Here is a 24,511-nt window from a genome sequence, read left to right as displayed (position 1 = left end):
TTGATAGCATCCCTAGATCCAAGTCTGGTGGATGAGCGCTCGGCACTACAAGGCGTTGTCGGCCGCTGAGAGGCTCACCGGCGGCCCTTGCACAGTTTTTCCTCCGTGCCGCGGCAAGACGCGGCGCGGTGGCGTCAGTCCTTCAGCAACCGGTTTGCGGCGTGATCCTGAAATTGATCGGACTTGGTTCGATTGCCGTCCAGCCCGCGCTCTCGGCCATGCTGCTTCCTGTCGCGGTTGGACAAAACCGCGTTTTCCTCGATCTTGTCCTTGTCCAAGGTGGTCATTGCGCCGGCGCCGGCACCTTTGCCTTGGCTGCCTTGGCCGAAATGCTTTTTGCCGCCGGATGCCATGATCTCCTCCTTCGAATCCAGGACACCGATCGGTGCCGACGCCCGAACCGGCATCGCGCTGTAATGTTCCGTCTCACCCAGCAAGCAGGAAGGCGTCGCCATCCCATGACCGAAACGGCTTCTCGCCGTCGATGACGACCCGCAATTGGTGAGCTTGCGCAAGACGGCCGATGTCGGCCCGGTCCAAAGAAAGCGATCCGCGATAAGAATAGTTCAGCAATGCGAGCCGGCCCGGCCGTTTGAGAACGCGCGCAATTTCATCGAAAAGCCGCTCAGCCATGCCGGCCAGGACCAGGTAGGGAAAGCTGTCGACCGCCAACACGCAATCGAAACTGTCGTCGTCGAAGTCGGCCAGATCGAGACCGGAGGTTTGGCGCAGTTCGACATTGCCGAGCGTTGCGCATTGCTCGGAGGCGATAGAGATCATCCGCGACGATATGTCGATGCCGACCATCCGCTTGAAGGAATTGAACAGCGCGCGCTCGAAACGTCCGATGCCGCAACCGATGTCGAGAATGTCTCGTTCAATTCCGGTGAATTCTCGCGCCTCGAGCCATTCAACGATTTCGTCGGTCATGGCTGTCAGCCGCTCGTCATCGCCAAGGGATCCTAACTGGACACTTGCGGCTGTCGAAATTGCTGCCGCGGCATCAAAACTCGAGGCCAGCCGCGTGACGACGGCGATATCCGTCTCGCCGTTACCGCGTTCATGCCGAACGGCGCCGCCTGTCGCTCGCAAAGTGGCAAGGACGCCCGGTTTGTGGCGCAGCAGTCCAGCGACCTTTCGCAGTCTTTCAGCATCGCCGGTATCCGCCGGACGGACTTTCAGCACGACCTCCGCCAATTCCGCCGCTTCAATTGTGGGCGGCAGGTGAAGCGCCAGCCTGACGAGAACAGCTTCGGCGCAGGCACCATCGGCCATGCAATCTTCGACCGCCCGTCTGACCGATGTCCGGCGCTGCGCGTGCACACTCATGACATCAACTCCGCGTCCAGATCCTCCGCATCGTCCACCTGTCAACGGCGCCCCAGCCGTATTTGTAGGGCTCCTGGCCGCGCAGGAAGTCGAACTCGCGCGCATCCTCGCGGATCGACTCCGCGATCGCGTGGCCGATCAGGATCGCCCCTGGGCTCTCCTCGGCATAAGCAGGATCGAGGCCGCCGAGATAGGCATAGGCGCGGCCGCGGTGGTGAAATCCGTAATAGGCGGCGACAGTCGTGCCATCGATCGCGAGCAACCAGCATCGGACCAGACCGTGAGCATCGAGCAAGGGAAGTGAAAGCTCATGGAAGTGCTGCACGGCGGGGTCGGCCAATACACCACCTCCATGTCCAACCCAGCGTGCATGGTGCAGGCGGATCAATTGATTCAGGAAGTTCTGGTGATCACCCCGAGCTGACGCCAACGCGAGCCGGCCGCGTCTGGACGCCGCTTGGCGCGCCCGGCGCAACTGGCGCCTGCGCCGAGCGGGAACGCAGCCGGCCAACGTTTCGTCGCCGGCAACAGCAAGCACGGGGCAGGCTGCATGAATTACCGGCCTCTCGACCGTTAAACCGGGATGCGCGATCGTAAGACCGGCACTGTTTTGCGGCAGATCAGACAAGATCCATTGTGACCACCCGACCGAGCAGATCGTTTCGGCAATTGTGGACACGACCGCCGCCTCGATATCCTGGACAGCCAGGATGTCCAGATAATCGCTGAGCGAAATGCCGACCGGAAGCAGCTTCGAACCGGCCGTTCCATGCTCGAGATAGAGTGGCGCCAGCCCGACCAGATCGCCGCCACGCCAGACCGCGACTGTCGCCAGTTCACCGGGTGCGAATGCGCGCCACCATGGCACCAGCCAGGCGGGGGATTGGAACGGCGTCGCAGAGGAACTCTGCTCCCACAGTTTCCACCAGTGCGGCGTCAAGGCATCGAATTTTACGGGGTCATCGATGATTTCGCTGCGCAACACTGCTTTTCTCACGGTGCCGCAGCGAAGCGCCGGCAATCTGTGCCAAGTTGTGCCAGCGCCTGATAGGCAGCCATATACGACGAGATCATCCGTTCCAGCGAAAACCGCCGTCGCGCCTCCACCCGGCACGCCTCGGCGTCCAGGCTGGGCGCCGCAAGAATGGCTTGGGCCATCTCGTCGACTGTGTTGACGAGAAAGCCCGTCCTGCCGTGCTCGATGACATCCGCAAGCGCACCATTCGGGAATGCGACCACCGGGGTACCGCAGGCGAGGGCCTCCATGGCGACAAGCGAGCTTGTCTCGGCGGCGAGGCTTGGAATGACCAGACAGCGGGCTGCGTTGAGAAAGCGCCTCTTGGCGTTAAAACCGAGCGGGCCCAGGAAGCGGCGGCGAGCATCAAGACGGGATTGGACCTCGTCGCGAAAGTAGCGCGTATGTGTTTCGTAGGGATAGACCTTGCCGCCGATGACCAGGGGCACGCGCGCCTGTTTGGCCGCGTCCAGGGCCAGGTGAATGCCCTTTTCCGGGCAGACCCGGCTGAGAACCAGGGCAAAGTCTCGCTTCGGCTGCACCAGGCTCAGTGCTTCGATGTCAACGCCGTTGGGAATCGGCGCCACCAGTCTGGCCCCTGGTGGCGCCGTTTGCTGCTGGGTGGGCGAGACCGCATGGAGCCACAGGTCGTCGCGCGTCGGTCGCAGAGCCTCGGCCGGATACCAGTCCAAGGGCAGGTGGAGGCTCACCAGGGTCGGACCATCGTCGGGCAGATAGGCATGAAAATCGATGCCGTGCAGATGAACCACATCGATCGGCCATCGGGCGCGGGCAGCGGCGATCGCTTTGCGATGAGCCTGCTGCGCGCGGCTCTTCGCCGCCTCGTCGAGCACGCCGTTTTCAGCCGGTATTTCCACAAGGGTACCGCTCGCGCTGGAGCCGCGGCAGCCAATGACGATAGAGCGGTGGCCGGCGCGAACCAGCTCCCGATCGAGCATCGACAGAACCTGTTCGGCACCGCCGACAGCATCGGGTCCGACGGGTGCGAGAGGGTAGGCGACATTGAGGACAGTGAGCGCCGCGGCTGGTTGCGCCTCGGTCCCGTATGCCGCACCACCTGCCGATGATGCCGCTAATTCGTCCAATGTGTCAGGCGTCTGATGCATTGGCAGCATGACACTTTCACGCTGCCGAGGCCCGCCGCGTCGGGAGCGAAGCGGACGTCATGCCGGGCGCATAGCGGCGGATCATGGTTGCGCAGAATTCCGCGAACTCCTCCGGCGCCAGTGGCGGGCTGGTGTGGTGGGGCATCATTCCGCGATGCTGCGGTGTAAAGCAAAAGGTGACCGTCACGTCGAAATCGGCGAGTGCCTCCATCTGCCGGTCGAACCAGTCCAGCGCGTTCGGCCGGAAGCTGTCTGCCCAGGAAAGCCCCGTGCGCATATTGGTGACGCCCAGCCGCTTCATCCAGGCGACGGCATCGTCCAGCCGGGGGTCCTCGAAATGAAACCACTGCACCAGCCCCATTGCGGGCGTGTAGCGCAGGAACTCCTCCAGCGCAGGTTTTGGCGTACCGTCCTGGCGCAGCAGCCCCATGTGGAAATGTCGATAGTAAGAAGAGCCCTCCGCCTCGCGATGCCGCGTCGTTGCTTCCCATTCGCGCGGAAGATCGTAGAGGCTGTACCACTGGATGCGTGGTGCGTTGCCAATCAGCAACTCGGCGGTGCGCTTGAGCCCCCAAACCTGGATTTCTTCCGCGCCGAAGGTCGATACGCCGACTTCGCTGACCCAGATGGGAAGGTTGGTGACGGTCGCGATCTCGCCGATCTTCTGTGGCCATTCGTGGATCTGCCACAGGTTCCAGTCGAGCGGAAAGCCGTGCACGGCGACGGCATCGACATGGTCCAGCACGCCGAATTCCTTCATGCGGGTGATAAAGCCCGGATCTATCGGCGAGATGCCACCGAGTACTTTCGTCAAAGACGGGTTCTCCGACGCGATTGCGTCAGCCGACAAGATCGCCATCCTGGCAAAGCGGCTCCAATCGGGATCGAGCTCTGGGTCCCAATGCGATTTGTTGTTGGGCTCGTTCCAGATCATGGCGGCTTCAATCATGGAGCTGTCCTTTCGAGGGGTAGATGGCGCCGCCGCCGGCCGGGTCCCCGGCTGCGCGGCAGAAATAGACCTCCTGCTCGGGGTGTAAAACGATCTCGAAACCGGCGCTGCGCAGCATCGCTTCGGTGCAGGCGCGGTTTGGAATCCACCAGTTGGTGGGATCGTCGGCATAGCGGTGCTCGATAAAATGCAGCTTGGGAAACTGCGGCTGGTCGAACAGGTCATGCGTCCAGAAATGATAGTTTTCTTCCAACTCGGGCAGATCCGCGCTGCCGCGCTGCATGGACTGGAAGATCATCAGGTCACGGGCGACATGTTCGCGGATCAGGTCGAGCGCGAGCAAGGGGTGGCGCAAATGGTAAAGCACCCCCATGAACAGCACGACATCGAACGTCTCGCGCAGCGAGCCGACGTCGTAGACCGAAAGCTTCTGGAATTCGATCTCGCAATCGGCAACCTCGGCGGCAAAGCGAGCCTGCGCCAGGTAGGCGTCATCGAAATCGATGCCGAGGACACGGTCAGCACCTCGCCGTTTCATCTCGATGGAGTAAAATCCTGCATTGCAGCCGATATCGAGTACGGCCTTGCCCCTCAGATCAGCGGGAATGGCATTGGCAAATTTGCGCCATTTGATCAGCGGGTAGTTGCCCAGAAAATGGTTGGGAGCGGTTTGGACGCCGGCAAGTTCCATGTTGTGGAACCATGGGCCGAGCGCATCGATGCGGCGGCGGATTTCGGCATGGGAATGCAGCATGGCTCAGGCTCCTTCGCCAGGAACGACGGGTACATGCGACTGCGCGCCGGGCATGATCATGGTGGGCCGGCGCTGCGCGGATGAGGCGTCGTTTTCAAGCAACCGCAGAGCTGTTCGATAGCCGTTGAAAGTGCCGACATCGACATAGTCCGACCCAGCCCTGACACCAAAAGCTGTACCGCCGGCCGCAATATAGGCGTTGACCAATGTGCCGATATATTCGTCACTGCGCTCGCGCTCACGCCAGAGTGCCGCAAGCTGATGCAGGATATGGCCCGGCATCTTGAACGCACCCCAAACCCAGTTCGTGGTGGCATCCTGTCGTTTGACCTGGATTTCGATCACGCGCTCGTGGACGTCGATGACGACGGCGTCGAAGAATTCCGGCTGATCCACCGGGAAAAGCAGAAATGAGAGCTGATCGTCGGGCAAATGGCGGAAACCGTCCTCGGGAAACCAGATCGTATCGGGAAGGCCGACCAGGACGACCTCGTCGGGCGCGACGAGGGGCGCCGCCCGGAAGATCGCATCGCACAGACCGACGGGGTTCGGCTGCACCACGAAGAGAGCCGCCGCGTCACCGTAGCCGGCGGCGTAGTATTCAAGGATGTCGGATTTGCCCGATCCGATGATGAAGCAAATCTTGTCGACGCCGGCCTGCACCATGCGCCGTACCAGATACTCGCTCACGGCGCAGGGACGCTCGGTCTGTCCATCGATCCGGCTACCGACCGGCAGCAGCTCTTTCGAGAAGCCGAGCGGCTGAATGCGGCTGCCGCGCCCGGCAGCGGGTACGATGCCCAACATCAGACCGCTTCCCTCATCGGTTCGCCGGGAGATCTTTGAAAGGCATCGTTCAGGATGCGATCCAGTTCCGCCGCGCGCCGTGCGGAAGTGTGTTCGCCCAAGACCCGGTCGCGGGCACGCCTTCGAATGCCGTCGAGCTCGCGCTCCGGCAACTGCAATGCGGCGACCACATCATCGGTGTCATGCGCCAACAAAATTTCGCGGCCGGGTTCGAAAAATTCGGCCAGGCCCGGCCATGCATCGGTGACGATGGCAGCCCCACACGCGGCCGCTTCGAAGAGCCGTCCCGACGGGCACCAGCCCTTTTGCGCCATCGCCTCCCGGGTGACGTTCAGTGTCAGGCGAGATGATGAGAAGAAAGCCGGATGGTCGGCTGGCGGAAGATGCCTGACAAAGAAGATGTTGTCGCTCCATGGGAATTCCTGCGGATATTGCGCGCCGCCAATGATGAAACGGTGGTCGGGCAGGCGCGCGGCCGGGCGGACCAGCAGCTTTTCGACGCCGGCCTGGCGATCCGCCGCATAGGTTCCGAGATAGGACAGATCACCGGCGAATTCGGCCCGCTTCTCTGCCGGCCGGTGTTGGTCGGGATCGACATGCCCATAGAGCGGCACCACGTGACGCGCGCCCAAAACCGACTTAAGCGCCTCGATCGCAGAGCCGCCGGTGTAACTCAAAACGAGGTCGAAATCGGCGAGACCCTCAGGTCCGAAATAGGGCGGACGCTCGCCTTGCTCGATGCGGGCAAGCGTGACCGGAGTGTCGAGATCGTAGAAGACACGCAATCCGCGACCTGTCTGCTGCGCCAGCCGCGAGGCCTCCACGGCGTCGGCACAGTAGGAGGTGACGACGACGACATCCGCTTGCTTCATTGCCCGCTCCGCAACGCGACGGATGTCCTCCCAGTCCGGATAAATGACGACGTTGCCGCCATCGAGCCGATCGAGATCACGCGTCCCGGCATAGTAGGGGGTATCGCGTTCGAAGAAGGTGATGGACCATCCCAGCCGACCCAGGGCGCGGATCAGACCGCGCCAGAGCGTGGCATGGCCGTTGCCCCATGATGATGTAACGGTGAGACCGAAAATGACCATCTGCATCCGGAAAGTCCTCGTCAGGCAGCTTCGTTCATTCGCAGGAGCTTGGAGCCCCAGTCACCCGACACGATCGTCGTGATCGAGGCTGGATCGATGTCGAAGCGGAAGCAGTCGCCGACCGACAAGCCAAGCACCTTGCAGACGGCGGCCTTGATCACGTCGGCGTGGCTGACCAGGGCGACACACTGATTGGGATGCCGCTCGCGCACTGCGTTCATCAGTGCGACGATCCGCTCCTGGACATCCAGCATGGTCTCGCCGCTCGGTGTCCTGGCCTCCTGCCGCTGGTCGTTCCACGCCCGCCAACCGGCATCGCCATTCAACTCGTCGAAAGTCTTTCCCGACCAATCGCCGAAATCGATCTCGTCGAGTTCGGCGCAGATCGCGATTTCGCCGACGCCGCAGGCAAGCGCGATCGGCACGGCCGTCTCTTGCGTACGCTCACGCGGGCTGCACAAGATGGCTTCAATCGGCTCCCGGGCCATGCGGCCACCAAGATGCGCGGCCTGCGCCTTCCCAGCCTCGCCAAGGCAAACGCCATCCATCCGTCCTGCAAGATAGGAGCCGACATTGTCGTGCGCTGCATGACGGATCAAAAAGAACGTTGTCGTCATTCCGCGGCATCCAGCAAAGGCTCGTCCTTGCCGGCGATGAAGGCGAGCGTGCGCTGCCGCGCTTCGGCGTCGGTGAACTGTTCGGGAGGCGACTTCATGAAATAGCTGCAGGGACCGGTCAGTGCTCCCGCTATGCCGCGATCGAGCGCAAGCTTGGCGCAGCGTATCGCATCGATCACCACGCCGGCTGAATTTGGAGAATCCCAGACTTCCAGCTTGAGCTCGGCGTTGAGCGGCACGCCGCCGAAGGTCGTCCCTTCCACTCGGATATAGGCCCATTTGCGATCAGTCAGCCACGGTACGTGGTCGCTGGGTCCGACATGAATATTGCCCGGCTCCAGGGGAACATCGAACTGGCTGGCCACGGACTGGGTCTTGGAAATTTTCTTTGATTCCAGCCGCTCGCGTTCCAGCATGTTGAGGAAGTCGGTGTTGCCGCCGAAATTCAGCTGATAAGTGCGATCGATGCGCACGCCGCGCTCGCGGAAGAGATTGGCCAGCAGGCGGTGAACGATGGTCGCCCCGACCTGGCTCTTGATATCATCGCCGACCAGCGGCAGCCCTCGCTGCTCGAAGCGCCGGCGCCATTCCGGACGTGAGGCGATGAAAACGGGTATGCAGTTGACGAAGGCGCAGCCGGCCTCAAGCGCGCATTCGGCGTAGAAGCGCGTCGCCTCCTCGGAGCCCACCGGCAGGTAAGAGACCAGCACGTCGGCGCCGCTGTTGCGCAGGATTTCGCTGACGTCGGCAACCGGCTCCGGCGCCTCCTCGATTTCGTCGCGCAAGTATTTTCCGATGCCGTCAAGTGTCGGTCCGCGCTCGACGCGAACGCCGTTTGCCGCCGCATCGGCAAAGCGGAACGTGTTGTTCGGGGCGGCGTAGATTGCTTCAGCGACGTCGAGGCCAACCTTGCTCCTGGCGACGTCGAATGCGCAGACAATCTCGATGTCGTCGACATGGTAACCGCCGAGGTCGGCATGCATCAGCCCTGGGATTGGTTCGTTGCTCTTTGCGTGACGATAATAGGAGAGGCCCTGCACCAGGGAGGATGCGCAATTGCCGACCCCGACGATACCGACACGAACCTTTTTCGATCCCACGAAACTGCCGCCCTATGCTGTTCAAAGGTAAGTTCCTGCCGCCGAACCACCAGCGTGCCGGAATGTTCCTTGGCCTGCCGAAAAATTGCGCAAGACCGCATGGATCGAAGCAGCGCTCGCTGCGTTGCCGCAAGGCAAAGCATTGGAAAACCGATCGATGATCGTTTACGGAGACCAGAAGCGGAGGCAGAGCGCAGAACGGCTTCGCGATGCTGCGAGCGAAATTGCTCAAAGTCTGGACCGCATGGCTCATGGCGTCCGACGCCATGCCGCGTTGGTCGGCCTATTCATCAGCGTATCGGAACTGGTTCGCGCGCTTGCCGATGTCGATTTCGAGAACAGCGGCATCGACTTCTTTTCGCCGCGGCAACAGCAAGGCGCCAGATTGCTGGTTGGTCTTGCGGCCGAGGTCGCGAAGTCGTGGCGAAGCGGTTTCGCCGTAGGCGGTGGCATCGACCCGGGACTTCTCCAACTACTGGACGGGTTGGATTGCGAAGCTGAGGTTCTGACCGGTTCGGCCGAGGGTTACGCGCACTACACGCTTTATCCCGAAAGCTATTTGGGAGCGGCGCAGGAGTCAGGTCTCGATGCGAACACATGCGTGATCGGCATCCGCAGCATCGGCCTGGGGCTTGCAGCCATAGTGGCTGCCGCGATTGGCGCGCCGGCGCCATTCAGCGTTCGTCCGGTCGGCCATCCTTTCCGCAGGCACATCAATGCCGATCCGCGCTCGATCGCCACCTGGAAGAACAGTCCATCGGCACGCTTCGCCGTTGTAGACGAAGGTCCCGGTCTGTCCGGCAGTTCGATGCACGCCGTCGTCGCGTGGCTGCGGGAACTGGGTATTGGTATGGACCGCATTCACCTGTTTCCCAGCCATCCTGGCGACCCGGGCATCGAAGCGTCACGGGAGGCCAGGGAGACATGGTCGCGCTGTCCGAAACATGTGGCGACGGCGCTCGAATGCACCTTCCCCGAAAGCTCGAACATTCCCACGCTGCGCGACTGGGTGGCCGAGGCGGTCGGCAGCCCCGAAGCACGCCTGACCGAACTGTCTGGTGGCGAATGGAGGAGCGTCCACTACGTCGACGAAAAGCATTGGCCGCCGAGCCCGCGCGGCATCGAGCGGCGTAAATTCCTGGCGTCCGCGGGGTGTGGTCGCTGGCTCGTCAAATTCGCCGGCCTCGGCGAAACCGGACGGCGTAAGAGACGAGCCGCGGAAATGTTGGGGAAAGCCGGGTTGGGATCGCAAGTGGTCGGGCTTTGCCACGGCTTTCTGGTTGAACGGTGGATTGACGGCACCACGATGGACCAGGCGCCGCTGCCCAGAGGAAGGCTGCTCGCGGAGTTGACGCGCTATCTAACCTGGCGGGCGCTCAATCTCCGAACATGCGAACCGGGTGCATCATTGCTCGCACTCGCGGAAATGGCTGTTTCCAACACATCTGAAGCCCTGGGCGAGAACCGAGCGGCGACGTTGCGCGGCTGGCTCTCGAAAAAAACCCCTGCGCATGTTCTGCAGCCGGTGGAAATCGACGGAAAGCTTCACGCGTGGGAGTTTCTCGTTTGTGCCGACGGCTCGGTGGTCAAGACAGATGCCGTCGACCATTGCCGGGCACACGATTTGATTGGCTGCCAGCCGATAGAGTGGGACATTGCCGGCGCCCGTGTCGAATATGGACTGTCCGACAGCGATGTGACGACATTGGTCGAGGGGATGGGGCTCGATATTGACAATGGCCACATCGATTTTTTCGAACCCTGCTATTTGGCGTTCCAAATCGGGCTCTGGAGCACGGCTGCGCAATCCGAAAATGGCCAGGAAAAAGCAAGGCTGGCCGCGACCGCAGACCGATACAGGGCGGGGCTGATACGATTCCTGGACGAATCTCAGGTGTAGCGTTTCGATCAATCCAGCCTTCGTAGCATGTCTGCTTCCTGCTCGAGAATAGCGGCCACTTCCTCGCGCTGCAGATGCGTCATCATCAGGCTGACGCAGCACTCGAGATAGGTGATCGAGGAGCGCCGCAGATAGGCGGCCGCCTCGCGTTCGGCAATCTTGTCGACATCCTTCGCGGGTCGCTTGGGTTGCATGAGGATGATCCTCCGTATCGGGTCCCTCCCGCCAAACTACAAGGTTGGATGGATGTTCCGCACGATCTCCGGGCAGGTCCGGCCGCGGCCCACGTCATGCAGGAAGGTTCTGCAGCCCGCCTGCGGGTCTCCTTTTGGCAAGGCCTGTCATCTGATCGCCGATGCCGGTGCCTTCGAGCGCCGCGAAATAATCGATCGTCAGCTTGAGCCCTTCGTTGAGCGGCACTCTCGGCGACCAGCCAAGCAGCGTTTTCGCACGCGAAATATCAGGCTGCCTGCGCCGAGGATCGTCTTGCGGCAGGGGCAGAAATTTCAGATCCGACTTGGTGCCGGTCATCGCCTTCACCAATGCCGCCAGTCGCACGATGGTGAATTCTCCGGGATTGCCCAGATTGACCGGCTTGCCCGGATTGGGGTCGATGTTCATCAGGCGCATCAATCCATCAATCAAGTCGGAGACATAGCAGAAGGATCGCGTTTGCTGGCCGTCGCCGAATATCGTCAGCGGACGCTTCTCGAGCGCCTGCATGATCAAATTCGAGACGATGCGACCGTCGGCCGGATCCATTCTCGGACCGTAGGTGTTGAAGATGCGCGCGACGCGGACGTCGGCCTTGCCGGCCCTTAGATAGTCGAAGCAAAGCGTTTCGGCGGTGCGCTTTCCCTCGTCGTAGCAGGCGCGTGGGCCGGTGCAGTTCACATGACCTACGTAATCCTCCCTTTGCGGGTGTTGTTCCGGATCGCCATACACTTCGCTCGTCGAGGCCTGCAGCAGTCGCGCGTCATTGCGGACAGCGAGTTCGAGCAGGTTGAGGGTTCCGATCACGCAGGTACGCGTGGTGTGTATCGGGTCGGCCTGATAACGCGGCGGTGAGGCGGCGCAGGCCAGGTTGAAGATGTGATCCACGGGCTCGCCGAGATCCAGTGGCCGGCAGATGTCCTGCTCGATCAACCGGAAACCCGGCCGGTCCATGATCGAGATGATGTTTTCCATGCGCCCGGTCAGAAAATTGTCGACGCAGATCACGCGCCAGCCGTTGCGGAGCAATACTTCGCAAAGATGCGAACCGAGGAAACCCGCGCCGCCGGCAACAAGCACCGTCTTTGCCCTGTGCGCCTTTCTTGTCTGTCGCATCGCTGTTTTCTCCTGTCTGCCGTTCATGCTGCACTTCCAATGTCGAGATCGAGGGCCGTCGCCCTTGGTTGGGTCAGCGCCGCCACGAATTCGCGAGCCCTGGCCGCACCGGTGTGGGAAGCGAGGACGAGTTTGCGAGCCCGGCCGGCCATGGCCAGGCGTGCGCGCTCGGACTCGCCAACGAGGATATCGATGACTTCGTCCGTCTCCGCGGCCGTGTGGATCGCCGATGCAGGAAAGAAGCTGTCGAGCCCTGGCCAGCGGTCGCTGACGATGGGCGTGCCGCAAGCCGCCGCTTCGAACAGGCGCACGCTGGGCGACCATCCTGCGGTGATCATGGAACTGCGTGTGACATTCAGCGTGTAGCGCTGACGGCTATAGAACGCGGCGTGATCGGCTGGCGGCAAATGTTCGATGCGTTCGACATTGTCCGGCCAGATGATGTCGGATGGATATTGGGAGCCGGCCACGACGAAACGGAGGTTCGGCATATGCCGTGCGGGCTCGAGCAGCAGAGCGTTCAGCGTTGTCTGCCGGTCCATGCTGTAGGTGCCGAGATAGCCGAGATCCCAGCGGATCGGATCTCCTGTCGGGTGATGCCGTTCTGGATCGACCGAACAATAGAGAGGTTCGGCATGGCGCGCGCCGAAGTCTTGCGCCAGATGGTTGAGCGTTGGGCCGCCAGTGAAGGAGAAATAGACATCGAAATACGGAATTTGCCGCGAACTCAGATAATCGCAATCGTCGGCTGAAAGCTTGGCCAGGGTCACCGGGGTGTCGATGTCGTAAAAGCAGAGCTGCCCCTTGCAAAGCGAGGCGACGATGTCGATGACCTGGCGTCCTTCTGGAACAAAGGATCCGATGACGATGATGTCGGCCTGCTCCAGGCACTGTGCGTAGTCGCGTTGCAGCTCCGCAGTGGTTTCGTAGTAGCGCAAGGCGCAGAACTCCGGATCGCGCAGATCGCGGTGATTGGCGTACCACGGCACGTTGCGCTCCAGAAAAGTCACCCGGTGACCGAGTCCGTGCAAGCCTTTCAAAAGACCCCGGAAAGTCGTGGCGTGGCCGTTTCCCCAGGATGAGGACAGCGACAGGCCGAGAAAGACGATGTCCAGTTTCTTGGTCATTCCGCTGCCTCCACGGCCCCGTGCTCGAAATGACGTTTGAAGACGGCATCCGCCACATCCGCCCGAAGCGCGTAGGTATGGTCCGCCAGCACGCGGTGAAGTGCGGCTTGGCCGATTGCCTTGGCCCGACCGGGGGTCAGCGAGCGCATTATCTCCGCGACATCGCCGCCGTCACGCGCGACCAGGATCTCCTCGCCTGGTTTCAGGAACAGTTCCACGCCCAGCCATGCATCCGTGATGAGACAGGCGCCGGCGCCAGCCGCCTCGAACACTCGCGTGGCCGGTGAAAAACCGTTGGCTGCCATGCTGTCGCGGCTGATGTTCAACACGGCTTTTGGCGTGACATTGAAGGCGTTGTGATCGCGGGTGCCAACATGGCCGAGCCAGCCGACATTGGTTGGGAGCGGCTTGTCGCCCCAACCCGAGCCGCCGAGCAGGAAACGCTGTTTCGGCAGCTGGCTGGCGGGATCGAGGAAAAACGATTCGACACGCGCTTCACGGTCCGGCAGCCGGTTTCCGAGGAACGCCAGGTCGCAGGCAAAACGCGCTTTGCTGGCGACCGGATGGTGCGTTTCGGGATCGAGCGCATTGTAGATGGGCACGCACTCCTTGGCGCCCATGGCACGATAGGCCCAGACAACGGGATCGCCGCCACCATAGGTCAGCACGAGGTCGATCTCCTGCAGTGCACGATGGAGCGGGTGGTCCGGCTCGTCGCGCAACTGGGCAAGCGTGGCTGGCGCATCCACGTCCCAGAATACGACAAGCGCGTCGCTGCGGGCGTGGTCGAGAACGGCGCGAAGCAGCGCCTCGTCTTCGAAACCGACGCCACTCGCCTTGACGACGATGTCGGCGCCGGCGGCACGTGCCGCGACCTGCATCAGCGCATGCTGGGTCGCCTCATAAACGACGACAGTGCACCAGTCGGGAGCTTCGATGTCGCGGTTCTTCTGCCGGTCGTAGACATCGGGTTCGTAGAACGTGATCTCGTAACCCAATTGCGAAAGTGCCTTGAGCAAACCGCGATAGTACGTCGCGGCACCGTTCCAGTAGGACGACAAAAGGCTCGATCCATAGAATGCGATCTTCATGCGACGGCTTCCTTTGCGGCTGTCGGGACGGCGGTGTGTCGGTTCGCGCATTGCGTGAGCACGCCGAGCAACTCGTCGACGCGGTGGCGGCAGGTGTGCCGCGAGCGGATGGTCTCGAGACCCGAGGTCACCAGGGAGGCCGCAAAGTCCTCGTCGGACAACACCGTCCGAAGCTGTTGCCGCATTTGCGAGCCATTCTCGGCAAACAGGAAGTCGACACCGGGCCTGAAAAGCTGCTCGACATCGGACCATGGCGCTGAAATCAGCGGAATGCCGCAGGCGAGTGCCTCGAACATGCGGATCGTCGGGATTCCGGGCAACCTCTCGCGATAGGGGCGCCGTGGGATGTGAACTGTGACACGATGCGCGGCGAAAGCCTTCGGCACGTCGGCATTGGCGATCCACCCCTCATAGCGCAGTCCTGCGGTGGCCAGATCCGCAAGTGCCGTCTTGGGGTAGCGTACGCCGTGAACAGCGGCATCAAGGCCGAGATCGTGCACCGGCTCGATCAGAAACTCCTTGAGTTCGGCGGTCCGCTCATCATCGCCCCAGTTGCCGATCCAGACCAGATCGGAGGTGGGGTGGATCTCCGGGTGCGGTTTGAACAGGCGATCGTCCGCCGCTTCATGCCAGGTGAAGACGCGCTTGCCCCAGCCGGCGCGCAGATAGCTCTCGCGCAAGGTTTCGCCAAAGGCGAGAACGCCGTCATAGTGCTCCAGCCGGAGCGCCGAGAGTGCCTCGGTCGCAGACACGGCCCGGTGGTGGGTGTCGTGAAAAAGAAGGATGAAGTTGCCGCCGGCGGCCCGGGCACGGCCAATACGTGCGACAAGCTCCGGATCCGTCCACTCATGAACGATCACAACGTCGGCCTCGGCAATCCAGGCTTCGTGATCAAATCCGGCATCGTAGGTCACCGGCATCAGTTCGGGAAAATCCTTGCGGAAGCGTTCGATGGCGAACGGCCCCTTCTCAGCCAGCAGATTCGACCGGCTCCAGCCATTCGCCGGCTCCAGCGCAATCGCCTGATGCCGGCGCTGGACCAGCTCTCGCATCACGCCGCGCAGGAAATGGGCATTGCCATGGTTCCAGTCGGAAACGACCGAGTGGGTGTAGAACACAAAGCGCATGATCAGCGCTCCGCCATCGCTAAGGCCGCTTTGTCGTAGACGCCGCGCATGGCCGCTGTCTGCTTTGTCAGCCTAAACCTGCGGCTGCGTCGGATGGCTGCCTGGCCAAGCTCTCGCCTGAGCTCGGCATCGCTGGAGAGACGATTGAGGCAGGCAGCGAGATCGTGCGGATCGCGCGCGTCAAAGAATATCGCGGCCCCGTCCCATAGTTCGCGATAGGTGGCGATATCGGAAAGCACCAGGGGCGTAGCCGACATGGCGGCTTCCAGCGCGGCCAGGCCGAATGGCTCGTAGAGCGATGGCGATACGAAAACGCCGGCGCGAGCCATCAACGAACGCACCTCGTCGGACGGCACTGCTCCCAGAGGAACAGCATGGCTGAAGCTGACATGCTCGCCGTTTGGGCCGTTCGTCGACCCGGCGGCAAACAGAGGCCATCGCGTCAGGGACGCCGCCTGGTCGACCACCGCGGCATTTTTGCCCTCGTCCCACCAGCGGGCAGCGGCGAACACGAGCGGTTGGTGCTTTTCGGCATTCGGCAGAGGACGGGCACCATTTCTGACCACACTCAAGCGCGCGATCGGGCCGTAGCAGGTCTCTAGCATGTCGGCATGGCTGCGGCTCGGCGCGATGACCGCGTCGGCCCGATCCATGCCGCGTCTGTTGCGCTCCTTCTGCCAGGCCCATGCCCCATCCGCCGCCTGTCCTCTGACCGCATGGAACCAAGTCGTCACGCAGGAATGGGAGACCACCACGACCGGGCATGGCGCGTCGAATCCCGCTGCCTGCGAAGGCGCGTTGAAATGGACAAGGTCGATGGCGTGGTCGCGCATGGGCGCATGCAACTCCCGCGGCAGCGCGTCGAGATCACCGCCGTTGCGGGTCATCCAATCCGGCGGCGTGTTCAGCCAGATCAGCTTCGCGAAAGCCTCCGCCTCGTCGGCCTGCTGCCTGGACGGTGGCGGACCGAGGCCGGCAAGCACCACGCTATCGCCGCCATTGACAAGTTCCCTGGCCAGGTCGAGCGCATAGCGCCACACGCCGCCCACGGCGTCGACCGTCATCAGGATGCGCCGCGAGCGCGGCGTCAGTGTCCGCAACATGTCGCCTCCAGTTCCGCCAGCGGACGCGGGCGCCTTTCCTGGATGTCGCTGAACTTCTGGAATGATGCGAGATAGTGATCATGGGCGCGCTCCCAGGCGAGGTCGTCGGGTTCGCCCCAAAGCTCGCGATAGCTTGGCGAACTCGGATATGGATAAAGCGGTACGGGTTCATTGGCCCACACGCCGTTGTCGATGAGGTGCGTTCGCCAGTAGTCCACAAGGGCAGGGTCATCCTCGACGACGCCGATCAGATTGGCCTGTACGAACGGAACGTGACGCCTCGCATTGACGAGCAGCGCGGCAAGTTCCTCGGTACCCAGCCGGCAGCGTTTCGCCAGCATCGCACGACCTTCCACGGTCAGGCTTTCGAGGCCGGCCTCGATGGAGACGCAGCCAGCCGCACCGAGCAGTTCCAGCAGCTCGGGTTTCCAAAGGTCGATGCGGGTCTGCACACCGAACTTCACGTCGCGATGGATCAACGCTTCCAGCAGCGCTTTCTGCGGCAGGAAGATTTCATCGATGAAATAAATGTAGCCGACGCCCTGGGCAATCAGCCCATCGATTTCCGCTATGACCGCCTCGTGGTTTCGGCGGCGATAGGCATCGCGGAAATCGATCTTGGCGCAGAAGCTGCAATTGTAGGGACAACCGCGCGATGCTTCGACCTCCGCGCCGAACCCAACCTGATTGTCATCGAACCTGTGATGGTGATGCGAATGGGCAGCGATCCAGTCTGATGGCCATTGGAGTGGCGGATGATCGACAAACGAGCTGGCGTGGACGCCGCCGGTCAAAACCACCTTGGCCTCGCGCAGGTAAGCGGTCGAGGGCACCGCGCTCCAGTCGTCGCGCCGGGCAAGTTCCGCGACGATTTCCTCGCATTCGCCGCGCACAACAATGTCGACGCCAAGCTTGCGCAAGGTCGGCGCGGGCGTAGCCGAGCCATGCGGCCCGACCGCGACTGTGCGTCCACCGCGCCCGGCGAGACGGTTGAGGAAATCGGCCGGCACGCGCAACTCGGGTGGTGCGCAGCGCCAGAACAGATAAGTCGGGGCGGTACTGACGACCGTCATTGCAGGCGCGAAATCAGCCACACGCTCGGAGAGGTCCGAGTTGTCGAGCTTCTGCAATTGCCCATCCAGCATCAACACCTCATGGCCGGCTGTTTCGAGGAGGGATTTCGAATAGCCGAGTTCCAGCGGGAGATGTGGTTGGCGGCAGCCGAAATAGATGCTGTCGTCATAGGTCCAGAACGGGTTTACCAGGGCGATTTTCATGCGACGTACCTCACGACTTCGGGGCGAGGCTGGAGCCGGTGTTGTTGCAGCCAGTCTGCGAGATCGCGAATGCCTTCGCGCCATGAAACACGAGCTTTCCAGCCAAGCATCGCTTTGATCTTGCGGGTGTCGGCGACGAAGAAGGGCTGATCGCCGGTGCGTTCGCCATCATGGCGGATCGAAAGCTCACGGCCGGTCAAGCTACGGATCTCGCTCAACAGCATGCGCAGGCTGATCGCATTATCGGGGCCGCCGCCAAGATTGAATGCCTGGCCTTTGGTCGTCTCGATACGATCGAGCGTGGCCCTGTAGGCGGCGACCGCATCGGAGACATGCAGTATGTCGCGCACTTGTCTGCCGTCGCCATAAATGGTGATTGGACGTCCCGTCAGCGCACTCAGCAGGAAGTGCGCGACCCAGCCTTGATCCTCGGTTCCGAACTGGCGCGGCCCGTAGATGCAGCTCATCCGCAGCACCGCCGTCGGCATGCCGTAGGATTTGGCATAGTCGAGCACATATTGGTCCGCCGCGCCTTTGGAGCAGCCATAGGGCGTGCAGAAATCCAGGCCGTGGGTCTCGTCGATGCCATTCGCTTGGATGATGCCGTCGCAAGGCAGGTAACGATCGCCGTCCTCGCGCACCGCGACGTCGGGCAGGCTGCCATAGACCTTGTTGGTGCTGGCGAACACCACCGGAACAAACTCACTGCTCAGCCGCGCCGCCTCGAGGACATTGAAGGTTCCTCGAAGGTTGATGTCGAAATCCTCGTCCGGTTGGACCAGGCTCGTTGTGACTGCGGTTTGCGCGGCCAGATGGAAGATCGCCTTGGAACTCTTCAGAACGGGCGCAAGCGCGTTGGCGTCTCGCACGTCAATGGTTTCGACCGCGAGGCGGCTGCCGTGCTTTTGCGCCAGCCATTCAAGGTTCTGTTCGACGCCGGGGCGGCTGAGATTGTCGATCACCAGCACCGGCTCGCCATCCGACAACAGGCTGTCGGCCAGGTTCGATCCTATGAAGCCGCTGCCGCCGACAATGGCGACGGGCGCGTCGCGTCGATTGCGCGTATTCATGACACCAGCCCACGTTCTTCAAGCTCGCGTTTCATGTCGGCGCCGCGGTCGATGGCGGACGAGTTGCGCACCCAGGAAACGAAATCGGCGAGCGAATTCTCCAGTTGTTGCCTCGGCTCGAAACCGAGCAGCTCACGGGCCTTGGAAATATCGGCGAAGCAGTTGCGGATATCCCCGGAGCGCGCCTTGCCGAGCAGCTCTGGCGAGCGGTCCGGCGTTCCCATGGCCTCGGCAAGTACCCGCGCGACGTCGCTGATAGCATAGGCTCGGCCGCTGCCGATGTTGATGACGTGACCCCTTGCCTGGCGTTGCTGCAGCGCAAGACGAAAGGCGCGGGCGACGTCATCCACATGGACGAAATCGCGTTTCTGTTCGCCATCCTCGAAGATCATTGGACGTTGGCCGTTGGCGAGACGCGAAGCAAAATTGGCCAACACGCCGGTATAGGGGTTCGATAACGCCTGGCCGGCGCCGAAGACGTTGAACAGGCGCAGCGCGACCGCATCGATGCCATAGGCTTCGCCGAAGATCAGCACGGCGCGTTCCTGGGCGTATTTCGTCAGTGCATAAATAGAGGCGAGATCGACCGGCTTTTCCTCGTCCGTCGGCAGGGGGGAGAGGGGCTCGCCTTCCGGCGACAGCGGATTCCACTGCCCGTTTTTGATGTCGCTCGCCTTGCGCCGGGCATTGTCGATGCGCCGGCCGTCCGATGTAGCATAGAGGCCCTCGCCATAGACACTCATCGATGAGGCGACGACAATGCGCTCGACCGGGTGTTTGATCAGCGCCTCAAGCAGCGTCGCGGTGCCGAGATCGTTGGTGCCGACATAGCGCGCGATCTCGTACATCGACTGTCCGACGCCGACTTCCGCGGCTAGATGAATGACCGCGTCAACGCCTTCCAGCGCCTTGGCGACCGCCTCCCGGTCCCGAATGTCGCCCTTGATCAGCTCGGCCCCGGCGGGAAGGGCGACTGTTTCGCCTGCGTGCACCTGCTCCAGCAGCACATCCAAAATGCGAACCGAATAATCCTGCTCGATGAGTTCCTGGGCGACATGCCGGCCAATGAAGCCGCAGCCCCCTGTAACCAATATCCGTTTCACGACCACTCCTCAGACAGGTAATCTTGGCGACCCGAACTTTTCGGCAAAAGGTTTGTTCCCTTGGCTTCAACAAAGTTCCTTTGGCCGGCTTCGTTCGGAAGCAGCCACATCGCGCTCGCCGCGCCGTGCCGGAACATTGCCGCCCTTGTGCTGTTAGGACGCCGGCAGCCCCGACGATGCCCGATGTTGGCAACGCCGATGATCAAAGGAGATTTCAATGTCCCAGTCGCAAACGACCACCAATCACGACGAAATCCGCAAATGGGCCGAGGAGCGGGATGGACGGCCGGCAGTGGTTCGCACCAAAGGCGCGGGCGGCATCCTGCGGATCGACTTCGGCAAACCCGAGGAAGCATTCGAGCCGGTCGAATGGGACGAGTTCTTCCGCATATTCGACGAGAACGATCTGGCCTTTCTTTACCAGTCCAAGACTGGTGACGGACAAACCAGCCGTTTCAACAAGTTCGTCGAGCGCAACCAGAAAGGCGAATGACGCACTTCGAGCCGGCCGATTTGCCTGACCTGGTTCTCGGGCAAATTTTTCTGGATGCAGTGGAACAATCAATAGAGGGCTCCGATCCTTCGGTAGCTGAACCACAGCCGCAGCAAGGATCGAAGGCCTGGGCCTGAGCGCAGGAGGCGGCGGGGCTGGATAGGCGTCAAAAGCTGGAAACCCGCTACTCGTCCTGCCGTGAAACCAAAACGCCGCTCATCAGTCGTCCTGCTGCTTGCGGTGGCGGTGTTTTTCGATTTCCTCGGGCTCTTCATCGTCGATCCGCGTGATGTTCGAGGCATTGTGGTCTGATCGCAGGATCTCATCCAGTTTGGCGTGAATGGCCTGAGTGTCGCGGTGCTCGGCACGCTGGATGAACAGCGTCATGGCCCACGTAAACAAGGTAGCCGCTCCATGCCAGTCCAGGGTCTGTCGCTCGAAGATCATCCAAAGGATTGCGTAGACCAACAGGATCAGGAATGCCGCGGGGCGGGAGGTTAATGTGCCGATTGAGGTAAGCACGCCGGTGACGGGATGATTGGCCATGCGAAAGAACTCGCGGCAGTGACCGTGGTTCCCGACCGCAGTGCATCGCGCCGGCACGAGCCAGCTAGGCGCGACGGATGAATTCACGGCCCAGTGCTTGCCGATCGCAGCTACAACGATGACCACTCGATTGCCGGGCGCGCAATCATCAGCCAGAAAATGGCGAGCACGGCGCCGAAAGCTGGGAAGCCGAAGACAAACCAGCGTCTGAACAGCTGATGGTAGCGCTCGGGAGGAGGTTGGTTGGAGAGTGCGGCCTGTGTGGCTAGATTTCGCATCTCGATCTGCATCCACACGACAGGCAGCCAGAACAGGCCCGTCAAGATGTAGAGCAGGATCGAGAGAACGATCCATCCTTCGGACAGCGAATACCCCGCAACCCTAGCGAGGCCCAGTCCGGTCAGAGGTTGTGCGATAACGGCCGTAGCCGTGAACAGGAAATCAGCCAGCACGACAATGCGGGCGACGGCTGCGATCGTCGCGGCATTCCCGGTCCGGTGTGCCAAAAGCATGAAAAAAGCAATGCCGGCACCAGTTCCGAGCAGCACAGCAGCGCCGATCACGTGCAGGTATTTAAGCACGAAGTACGTCATCAGCGTTCCTCCAGAATGGCCAGCGCTGCAAAATGCAGAACGAGGATCGGGAGGATTTTGATCAACGGCCCGAGTGGCTCGAGCCAAAGATCCGGCCGCAGAATGCTCCCAGCGATCGCATAGAAAAGCGATACCGCGATTGCGCCGAAAAGACCAAGCCGGCTGGTTGGGCGCCAGGCGATAAGCGCCCCGACGGCGATGTCAGCCAGCGCGCCGGCGACTACCGCCGGTTCGGCCAAGGGGCCGGCAGCAGTGCCAATCAGCAAATCAACTCCGCTGCGCCAGCCGGCAGTGAGGGAAATGATGCCCGTCATGATCCAGAAGAGCGGCAAGATGACAAAGAGCGCCGGCTTGACGAAGTAAAGACCGGCGAACCATCGCTCCTGCACCGTCGCAGGATTTAAACGCAGTGCAGATGTAAGACTTGATGGTTGAATGCCGGTCGCCGTCATCCAGGGTTGGGGATCGCCGACAGCGCCTCGGGCAATCTCTTTTGCTGCATTGCTGCGCATCGGCGGGCGCCAGCCCAGCTGAGCCGCGGCATCCCCGAACCTGTACAAGATAGCTGCGGCCCAATTGGGCAAGATGAACTCCCGAGCACTGCTCCATCCGAACCAGCGGCGATAGCGACCCACGACCTCGCTCATCGAAAGTGCCTCGGGCCCAGCCAGGTCCAGCGTGAGGTGCGATGGGCTGCCGGGTTTGAGGAAGAACAGGACGGTGGAGATCACGTCATCGAGTTGGACGACTTGGAGACGGCCCGTGTCGGGCATCAACGGCAAGAGCGGCAACGCCGCGAGGCCGCGAAAAAGTGCACTTGCGCCGAAGGCCGGCCTTCCCAGTACTACGGAGGGGCGCAGGATGACCCAGTCAAGGCTACGTGCCATCAGTGCCTCATCGCCGGCGAGCTTGCTGGCGGAAAAGGCGGACGGCTGCTGGCGATCGATCCCGATGGCAGAAAAGTGGATCACCTTATTCACACCTGCGTGCTCACACGCGGTGAAGAGAGCCGAGGCGCCGGTAGAATGGACATGCCGGGTGTTTTCCCGGGCACTATCCTGCAGGACGCCGGCACAGTTTACGACGGCGTCCACACCGGCGAGATAGGGGGTCCAGTCCTGAGGTCGCAAGGCCCGCGCCATATCCAGGGAAACGGTTGGGATCTCCGGGTGGACGCCAGTGTCTGCGTGGTGAAGCACGCGGACCACTTCATGACTCTCGCCGGCCAGGCGCGCGCAAAGCGCGGCTCCAATCAGACCTGACGCGCCGGTGACGAGAATTTTCATTCCTTCCTCCAGCCGTTCGCCAGCGCGTGCCCGTCCATCAACCCAGCGGCTGCGCCTGGGAGAACTCTAGCAAAGCCGAAGCCGGTAGTCTCACGCCGGGTGGAACAGGTTCCGGGCATCAACGCAGCCAAAGGTGAGCCGGTACGGTGCGTTCGCATCTGCAGGTCAACTTCGCCGGAAGTTCGTCGCGGGCTCGGCGCAATCGCGGAGGTCGTTATGAATGTGAGTTCCAGCCTTGGCGGCGTCTCCGAACGCAACAGCAATTTGATTGAGCCCCTCGGCCACGTCGCCAATGGCATAGAGTCCTGGCGTTGAAGTCTCAAGGTGTCGGTTGACCAGGACATAGCCTTCTGCGTCACAGTTAGCCCCCAGAGCAACCGCGAGTTCGGAGCGTACGTCGCTGCCCATCGAAGGGTACACCACATCGATGTTGCGCATCGGGGCGCCCTCGGCCATGACGACATCGAACCCGGTTCGTCGAGGGATCAGGTCATCGACAGCGTCCCAGATTTCAACTCCGCCTGCCAAGGCGGCGCCGCGGGCAGCTTCGGAAACATCATCCTGGTTATTGGCGAGCAAGGCGACCTGACTGCCATATCCCTTCAGGAACAGAGCCTCCCTGACGGCGAGATGCTCCGGACCAACAACGCCGATGCGGCTACCCCGGGCCTCATATGCATCGCAAACCGGGCACAGTCTGACAATGCCGGTTGCGATCGCCTCCTCCAGTCTTTCAATGGGAGGTGCCTTGTCCACAATGCCCGTTGCCAGAATCACGCGCCTTGCTTGGACAATCCCGCAGGTGGTCGTCAGGACAAAAAAACCCTCGCGTTTTTCGGCGTGGCCTACGCAACCATGGACAAGGCTCGCGCCGTATAGCTGTGCCTGGGCTCGTAGGCGGCCGAGCAGTTCTTCCCCGCTGATGCCGTCGGGGAAGCCGGGACAGTTGCGGGATTTTGGGATGAGCTTGGCACGCGCATGCCCCGCGTCGAGCGAGATCACCGAACGCAGAAACCTGGCTAAATACATGGCTGCAGCGAGCCCCGCGGGGCCGCCGCCGACGATGGCAACGTCAAAAACTTGTTTGCCCGAAAAACTTGGTTCGCCCGAAAAGCTTGGCATAGGGCCTAACTTCAACTCAACAGGCTTGTTCCACAGGGTCGAAATGGACGCAATCAGGATGCACACTGCGCGATAAGAGTGAACTCCAATCGAGTCGTGAAGAGAAAGGCCACTGCCTCATCAAGCCTGCAAAAACCTCGTGGCTCCCAACGCTGTGAGTACAGCGCCACTGGGAAAGTGAACGCATCATGGAACTTCGGCTCATCGTCGCGCTTAGTTTGGCGAAAGGGTGGTCTGAGATGAGCGCGACCAGAGAGTTTTTTCAAAACTGGCTACAGGAGAATGTCGGCACACTTCCTGGTCGAGAGGAAGTCAGCGTCGCGGTGCTCGCTCAGCAATTCGAGCAAGATGCCGAGGTGGCTGGTTATGGGCGTGAAGTAAGGGAGGACGAACTCGGAAACATCGAAGATGCTATCGTGCAAGCGATCGAGAACGCCGGGTCCGGGGTGCAGAGCCCGAGCTCCGAAAAGAGCGATCCGGCACCTGTAATGGACGCGTTGGAGGTCGATGATGCCAAGAGCGGACCGTAGCCCCTGACACCTTCTTCTGTTC

General features: G+C 61.8%; 26 protein-coding genes. 3 read left to right on the top strand and 23 right to left on the bottom strand.

Annotated features, from left to right (window positions below; translation table 11 throughout):
• Positions 1–134: 134 nt before the first annotated feature.
• The 10 genes from NKI06_RS16245 to NKI06_RS16200 form a co-directional block, all read right to left on the bottom strand.
• On the bottom strand, positions 135–353 hold the full coding sequence (locus NKI06_RS16245) for a hypothetical protein (RefSeq protein ID WP_023741848.1): 219 nt from the start codon (positions 351–353) through the stop codon (positions 135–137).
• A 73-nt stretch (positions 354–426) separates the two neighbouring features.
• A complete protein-coding gene (locus NKI06_RS16240; RefSeq protein WP_023744463.1) occupies positions 427–1,329 on the bottom strand; it encodes a class I SAM-dependent methyltransferase in 903 nt (300 codons plus the stop codon).
• A 4-nt stretch (positions 1,330–1,333) separates the two neighbouring features.
• Positions 1,334–2,314, bottom strand: a complete 981-nt coding sequence (locus NKI06_RS16235) for a GNAT family N-acetyltransferase (RefSeq protein WP_023696375.1) — start codon at positions 2,312–2,314, stop codon at positions 1,334–1,336.
• A gap of 8 nt (positions 2,315–2,322) precedes the next feature.
• Entirely contained in the window at positions 2,323–3,480 is a 1,158-nt protein-coding gene (locus tag NKI06_RS16230; protein WP_023744465.1) for a glycosyltransferase, read from the bottom strand.
• 7 nt (positions 3,481–3,487) lie between these two features.
• The gene (locus tag NKI06_RS16225) at positions 3,488–4,420 is read right to left on the bottom strand and encodes a glycoside hydrolase 5 family protein (protein WP_023699985.1); all 933 of its coding nucleotides are present in this window, start codon (positions 4,418–4,420) and stop codon (positions 3,488–3,490) included.
• Positions 4,413–5,174 carry a TIGR04290 family methyltransferase gene (locus tag NKI06_RS16220; RefSeq protein ID WP_023667975.1) on the bottom strand — a complete coding sequence of 254 codons (762 nt, stop codon included), beginning with the start codon at positions 5,172–5,174 and terminating at the stop codon, positions 4,413–4,415. The genes NKI06_RS16225 and NKI06_RS16220 overlap by 8 nt, the downstream gene beginning before the upstream one ends.
• 3 nt (positions 5,175–5,177) lie before the next feature.
• Positions 5,178–5,981, bottom strand: coding sequence for a sugar phosphate nucleotidyltransferase (locus tag NKI06_RS16215; RefSeq protein WP_352986165.1), 804 nt, complete (start codon positions 5,979–5,981; stop codon positions 5,178–5,180).
• Positions 5,981–7,081: a CgeB family protein gene (locus NKI06_RS16210; RefSeq protein ID WP_352986163.1), complete on the bottom strand. Its 1,101-nt coding sequence runs from the start codon at positions 7,079–7,081 to the stop codon at positions 5,981–5,983. The genes NKI06_RS16215 and NKI06_RS16210 overlap by 1 nt, the downstream gene beginning before the upstream one ends.
• A 14-nt stretch (positions 7,082–7,095) precedes the next feature.
• A complete protein-coding gene (locus NKI06_RS16205) occupies positions 7,096–7,692 on the bottom strand; it encodes a histidine phosphatase family protein (RefSeq protein ID WP_352986161.1) in 597 nt (198 codons plus the stop codon).
• Positions 7,689–8,792 (bottom strand): inositol-3-phosphate synthase, encoded by a 1,104-nt coding sequence (locus NKI06_RS16200; RefSeq protein ID WP_023681094.1) that lies wholly within the window; start codon positions 8,790–8,792, stop codon positions 7,689–7,691. Before NKI06_RS16200 ends, NKI06_RS16205 begins: the two co-directional genes overlap by 4 nt.
• Before the next feature lie 85 nt (positions 8,793–8,877).
• On the opposite strand from NKI06_RS16200, the gene NKI06_RS16195 reads away from it, so the two are divergent.
• On the top strand, positions 8,878–10,692 hold the full coding sequence (locus NKI06_RS16195) for a hypothetical protein (RefSeq protein WP_352986160.1): 1,815 nt from the start codon (positions 8,878–8,880) through the stop codon (positions 10,690–10,692).
• Between the two features lie 8 nt (positions 10,693–10,700).
• On the opposite strand, the gene NKI06_RS16190 is transcribed toward NKI06_RS16195, so the two are convergent.
• The 9 genes from NKI06_RS16190 to NKI06_RS16150 form a co-directional block, all read right to left on the bottom strand.
• Positions 10,701–10,886 carry a hypothetical protein gene (locus tag NKI06_RS16190; RefSeq protein WP_023667982.1) on the bottom strand — a complete coding sequence of 62 codons (186 nt, stop codon included), beginning with the start codon at positions 10,884–10,886 and terminating at the stop codon, positions 10,701–10,703.
• Between the two features lie 94 nt (positions 10,887–10,980).
• Positions 10,981–12,021: a UDP-glucuronic acid decarboxylase family protein gene (locus tag NKI06_RS16185; protein WP_023681096.1), complete on the bottom strand. Its 1,041-nt coding sequence runs from the start codon at positions 12,019–12,021 to the stop codon at positions 10,981–10,983.
• A 23-nt stretch (positions 12,022–12,044) separates the two neighbouring features.
• Positions 12,045–13,148: a CgeB family protein gene (locus tag NKI06_RS16180; RefSeq protein ID WP_352986158.1), complete on the bottom strand. Its 1,104-nt coding sequence runs from the start codon at positions 13,146–13,148 to the stop codon at positions 12,045–12,047.
• Entirely contained in the window at positions 13,145–14,239 is a 1,095-nt protein-coding gene (locus tag NKI06_RS16175; RefSeq protein ID WP_023667985.1) for a CgeB family protein, read from the bottom strand. The genes NKI06_RS16180 and NKI06_RS16175 overlap by 4 nt, the downstream gene beginning before the upstream one ends.
• Complete coding sequence (locus NKI06_RS16170; protein ID WP_352986156.1) at positions 14,236–15,366, bottom strand: CgeB family protein; 1,131 nt, start codon at positions 15,364–15,366, stop codon at positions 14,236–14,238. Before NKI06_RS16170 ends, NKI06_RS16175 begins: the two co-directional genes overlap by 4 nt.
• Positions 15,367–15,368: 2 nt before the next feature.
• Positions 15,369–16,469 (bottom strand): glycosyltransferase family 4 protein, encoded by a 1,101-nt coding sequence (locus tag NKI06_RS16165; protein ID WP_352986154.1) that lies wholly within the window; start codon positions 16,467–16,469, stop codon positions 15,369–15,371.
• Positions 16,454–17,746, bottom strand: a complete 1,293-nt coding sequence (locus NKI06_RS16160; protein ID WP_023817808.1) for a TIGR04295 family B12-binding domain-containing radical SAM protein — start codon at positions 17,744–17,746, stop codon at positions 16,454–16,456. The genes NKI06_RS16165 and NKI06_RS16160 overlap by 16 nt, the downstream gene beginning before the upstream one ends.
• Complete coding sequence (locus tag NKI06_RS16155) at positions 17,743–18,816, bottom strand: GDP-mannose 4,6-dehydratase (RefSeq protein WP_352986151.1); 1,074 nt, start codon at positions 18,814–18,816, stop codon at positions 17,743–17,745. The genes NKI06_RS16160 and NKI06_RS16155 overlap by 4 nt, the downstream gene beginning before the upstream one ends.
• Positions 18,813–19,919 (bottom strand): NAD-dependent epimerase/dehydratase family protein, encoded by a 1,107-nt coding sequence (locus tag NKI06_RS16150; RefSeq protein WP_023681102.1) that lies wholly within the window; start codon positions 19,917–19,919, stop codon positions 18,813–18,815. The genes NKI06_RS16155 and NKI06_RS16150 overlap by 4 nt, the downstream gene beginning before the upstream one ends.
• Positions 19,920–20,136: 217 nt before the next feature.
• Here NKI06_RS16150 and NKI06_RS16145 point away from each other — a divergent pair, with 217 nt between their 5' ends.
• The gene (locus tag NKI06_RS16145) at positions 20,137–20,412 is read left to right on the top strand and encodes a hypothetical protein (RefSeq protein ID WP_023667991.1); all 276 of its coding nucleotides are present in this window, start codon (positions 20,137–20,139) and stop codon (positions 20,410–20,412) included.
• Between the two features lie 219 nt (positions 20,413–20,631).
• On the opposite strand, the gene NKI06_RS16140 is transcribed toward NKI06_RS16145, so the two are convergent.
• From NKI06_RS16140 to NKI06_RS16125, 4 genes are all read right to left on the bottom strand, one after another.
• Positions 20,632–20,958 (bottom strand): low affinity iron permease family protein, encoded by a 327-nt coding sequence (locus NKI06_RS16140; RefSeq protein WP_023687797.1) that lies wholly within the window; start codon positions 20,956–20,958, stop codon positions 20,632–20,634.
• Between the two features lie 110 nt (positions 20,959–21,068).
• On the bottom strand, positions 21,069–21,551 hold the full coding sequence (locus tag NKI06_RS16135; protein WP_023741841.1) for a DUF2269 family protein: 483 nt from the start codon (positions 21,549–21,551) through the stop codon (positions 21,069–21,071).
• The gene (locus NKI06_RS16130) at positions 21,551–22,837 is read right to left on the bottom strand and encodes an SDR family oxidoreductase (protein WP_352673101.1); all 1,287 of its coding nucleotides are present in this window, start codon (positions 22,835–22,837) and stop codon (positions 21,551–21,553) included. The genes NKI06_RS16135 and NKI06_RS16130 overlap by 1 nt, the downstream gene beginning before the upstream one ends.
• Before the next feature lie 165 nt (positions 22,838–23,002).
• Positions 23,003–23,959, bottom strand: coding sequence for an NAD(P)/FAD-dependent oxidoreductase (locus NKI06_RS16125; RefSeq protein ID WP_352512456.1), 957 nt, complete (start codon positions 23,957–23,959; stop codon positions 23,003–23,005).
• A 188-nt stretch (positions 23,960–24,147) separates the two neighbouring features.
• Here NKI06_RS16125 and NKI06_RS16120 point away from each other — a divergent pair, with 188 nt between their 5' ends.
• On the top strand, positions 24,148–24,489 hold the full coding sequence (locus NKI06_RS16120) for a DUF768 domain-containing protein (protein WP_023667997.1): 342 nt from the start codon (positions 24,148–24,150) through the stop codon (positions 24,487–24,489).
• Positions 24,490–24,511 lie beyond the last annotated feature (22 nt).

The sequence above is a fragment of the Mesorhizobium sp. M0772 genome (genome assembly GCF_040320135.1).
In the GTDB taxonomy this organism is placed as follows: domain Bacteria; phylum Pseudomonadota; class Alphaproteobacteria; order Rhizobiales; family Rhizobiaceae; genus Mesorhizobium.
This window is presented reverse-complemented; position numbering and strand designations above follow the sequence as displayed.

What these genes read in the sequence shown, in the direction of transcription:
- NKI06_RS16245 (WP_023741848.1), bottom strand. Translation starts at nt 353, where the DNA reads ATGGCATCCGGCGGCAAAAAGCATTTCGGCCAAGGCAGCCAAGGCAAA.
- NKI06_RS16240 (WP_023744463.1), bottom strand. Translation starts at nt 1,329, where the DNA reads ATGAGTGTGCACGCGCAGCGCCGGACATCGGTCAGACGGGCGGTCGAA.
- NKI06_RS16230 (WP_023744465.1), bottom strand. Translation starts at nt 3,480, where the DNA reads ATGCTGCCAATGCATCAGACGCCTGACACATTGGACGAATTAGCGGCA.
- NKI06_RS16225 (WP_023699985.1), bottom strand. Translation starts at nt 4,420, where the DNA reads ATGATTGAAGCCGCCATGATCTGGAACGAGCCCAACAACAAATCGCAT.
- NKI06_RS16220 (WP_023667975.1), bottom strand. Translation starts at nt 5,174, where the DNA reads ATGCTGCATTCCCATGCCGAAATCCGCCGCCGCATCGATGCGCTCGGC.
- NKI06_RS16215 (WP_352986165.1), bottom strand. Translation starts at nt 5,981, where the DNA reads ATGTTGGGCATCGTACCCGCTGCCGGGCGCGGCAGCCGCATTCAGCCG.
- NKI06_RS16210 (WP_352986163.1), bottom strand. Translation starts at nt 7,081, where the DNA reads ATGCAGATGGTCATTTTCGGTCTCACCGTTACATCATCATGGGGCAAC.
- NKI06_RS16205 (WP_352986161.1), bottom strand. Translation starts at nt 7,692, where the DNA reads ATGACGACAACGTTCTTTTTGATCCGTCATGCAGCGCACGACAATGTC.
- NKI06_RS16190 (WP_023667982.1), bottom strand. Translation starts at nt 10,886, where the DNA reads ATGCAACCCAAGCGACCCGCGAAGGATGTCGACAAGATTGCCGAACGC.
- NKI06_RS16185 (WP_023681096.1), bottom strand. Translation starts at nt 12,021, where the DNA reads ATGCGACAGACAAGAAAGGCGCACAGGGCAAAGACGGTGCTTGTTGCC.
- NKI06_RS16180 (WP_352986158.1), bottom strand. Translation starts at nt 13,148, where the DNA reads ATGACCAAGAAACTGGACATCGTCTTTCTCGGCCTGTCGCTGTCCTCA.
- NKI06_RS16175 (WP_023667985.1), bottom strand. Translation starts at nt 14,239, where the DNA reads ATGAAGATCGCATTCTATGGATCGAGCCTTTTGTCGTCCTACTGGAAC.
- NKI06_RS16170 (WP_352986156.1), bottom strand. Translation starts at nt 15,366, where the DNA reads ATGCGCTTTGTGTTCTACACCCACTCGGTCGTTTCCGACTGGAACCAT.
- NKI06_RS16165 (WP_352986154.1), bottom strand. Translation starts at nt 16,469, where the DNA reads ATGTTGCGGACACTGACGCCGCGCTCGCGGCGCATCCTGATGACGGTC.
- NKI06_RS16160 (WP_023817808.1), bottom strand. Translation starts at nt 17,746, where the DNA reads ATGAAAATCGCCCTGGTAAACCCGTTCTGGACCTATGACGACAGCATC.
- NKI06_RS16155 (WP_352986151.1), bottom strand. Translation starts at nt 18,816, where the DNA reads ATGAATACGCGCAATCGACGCGACGCGCCCGTCGCCATTGTCGGCGGC.
- NKI06_RS16145 (WP_023667991.1), top strand. Translation starts at nt 20,137, where the DNA reads ATGTCCCAGTCGCAAACGACCACCAATCACGACGAAATCCGCAAATGG.
- NKI06_RS16140 (WP_023687797.1), bottom strand. Translation starts at nt 20,958, where the DNA reads ATGGCCAATCATCCCGTCACCGGCGTGCTTACCTCAATCGGCACATTA.
- NKI06_RS16135 (WP_023741841.1), bottom strand. Translation starts at nt 21,551, where the DNA reads ATGACGTACTTCGTGCTTAAATACCTGCACGTGATCGGCGCTGCTGTG.
- NKI06_RS16130 (WP_352673101.1), bottom strand. Translation starts at nt 22,837, where the DNA reads ATGAAAATTCTCGTCACCGGCGCGTCAGGTCTGATTGGAGCCGCGCTT.
- NKI06_RS16125 (WP_352512456.1), bottom strand. Translation starts at nt 23,959, where the DNA reads ATGCCAAGCTTTTCGGGCGAACCAAGTTTTTCGGGCAAACAAGTTTTT.
- NKI06_RS16120 (WP_023667997.1), top strand. Translation starts at nt 24,148, where the DNA reads ATGGAACTTCGGCTCATCGTCGCGCTTAGTTTGGCGAAAGGGTGGTCT.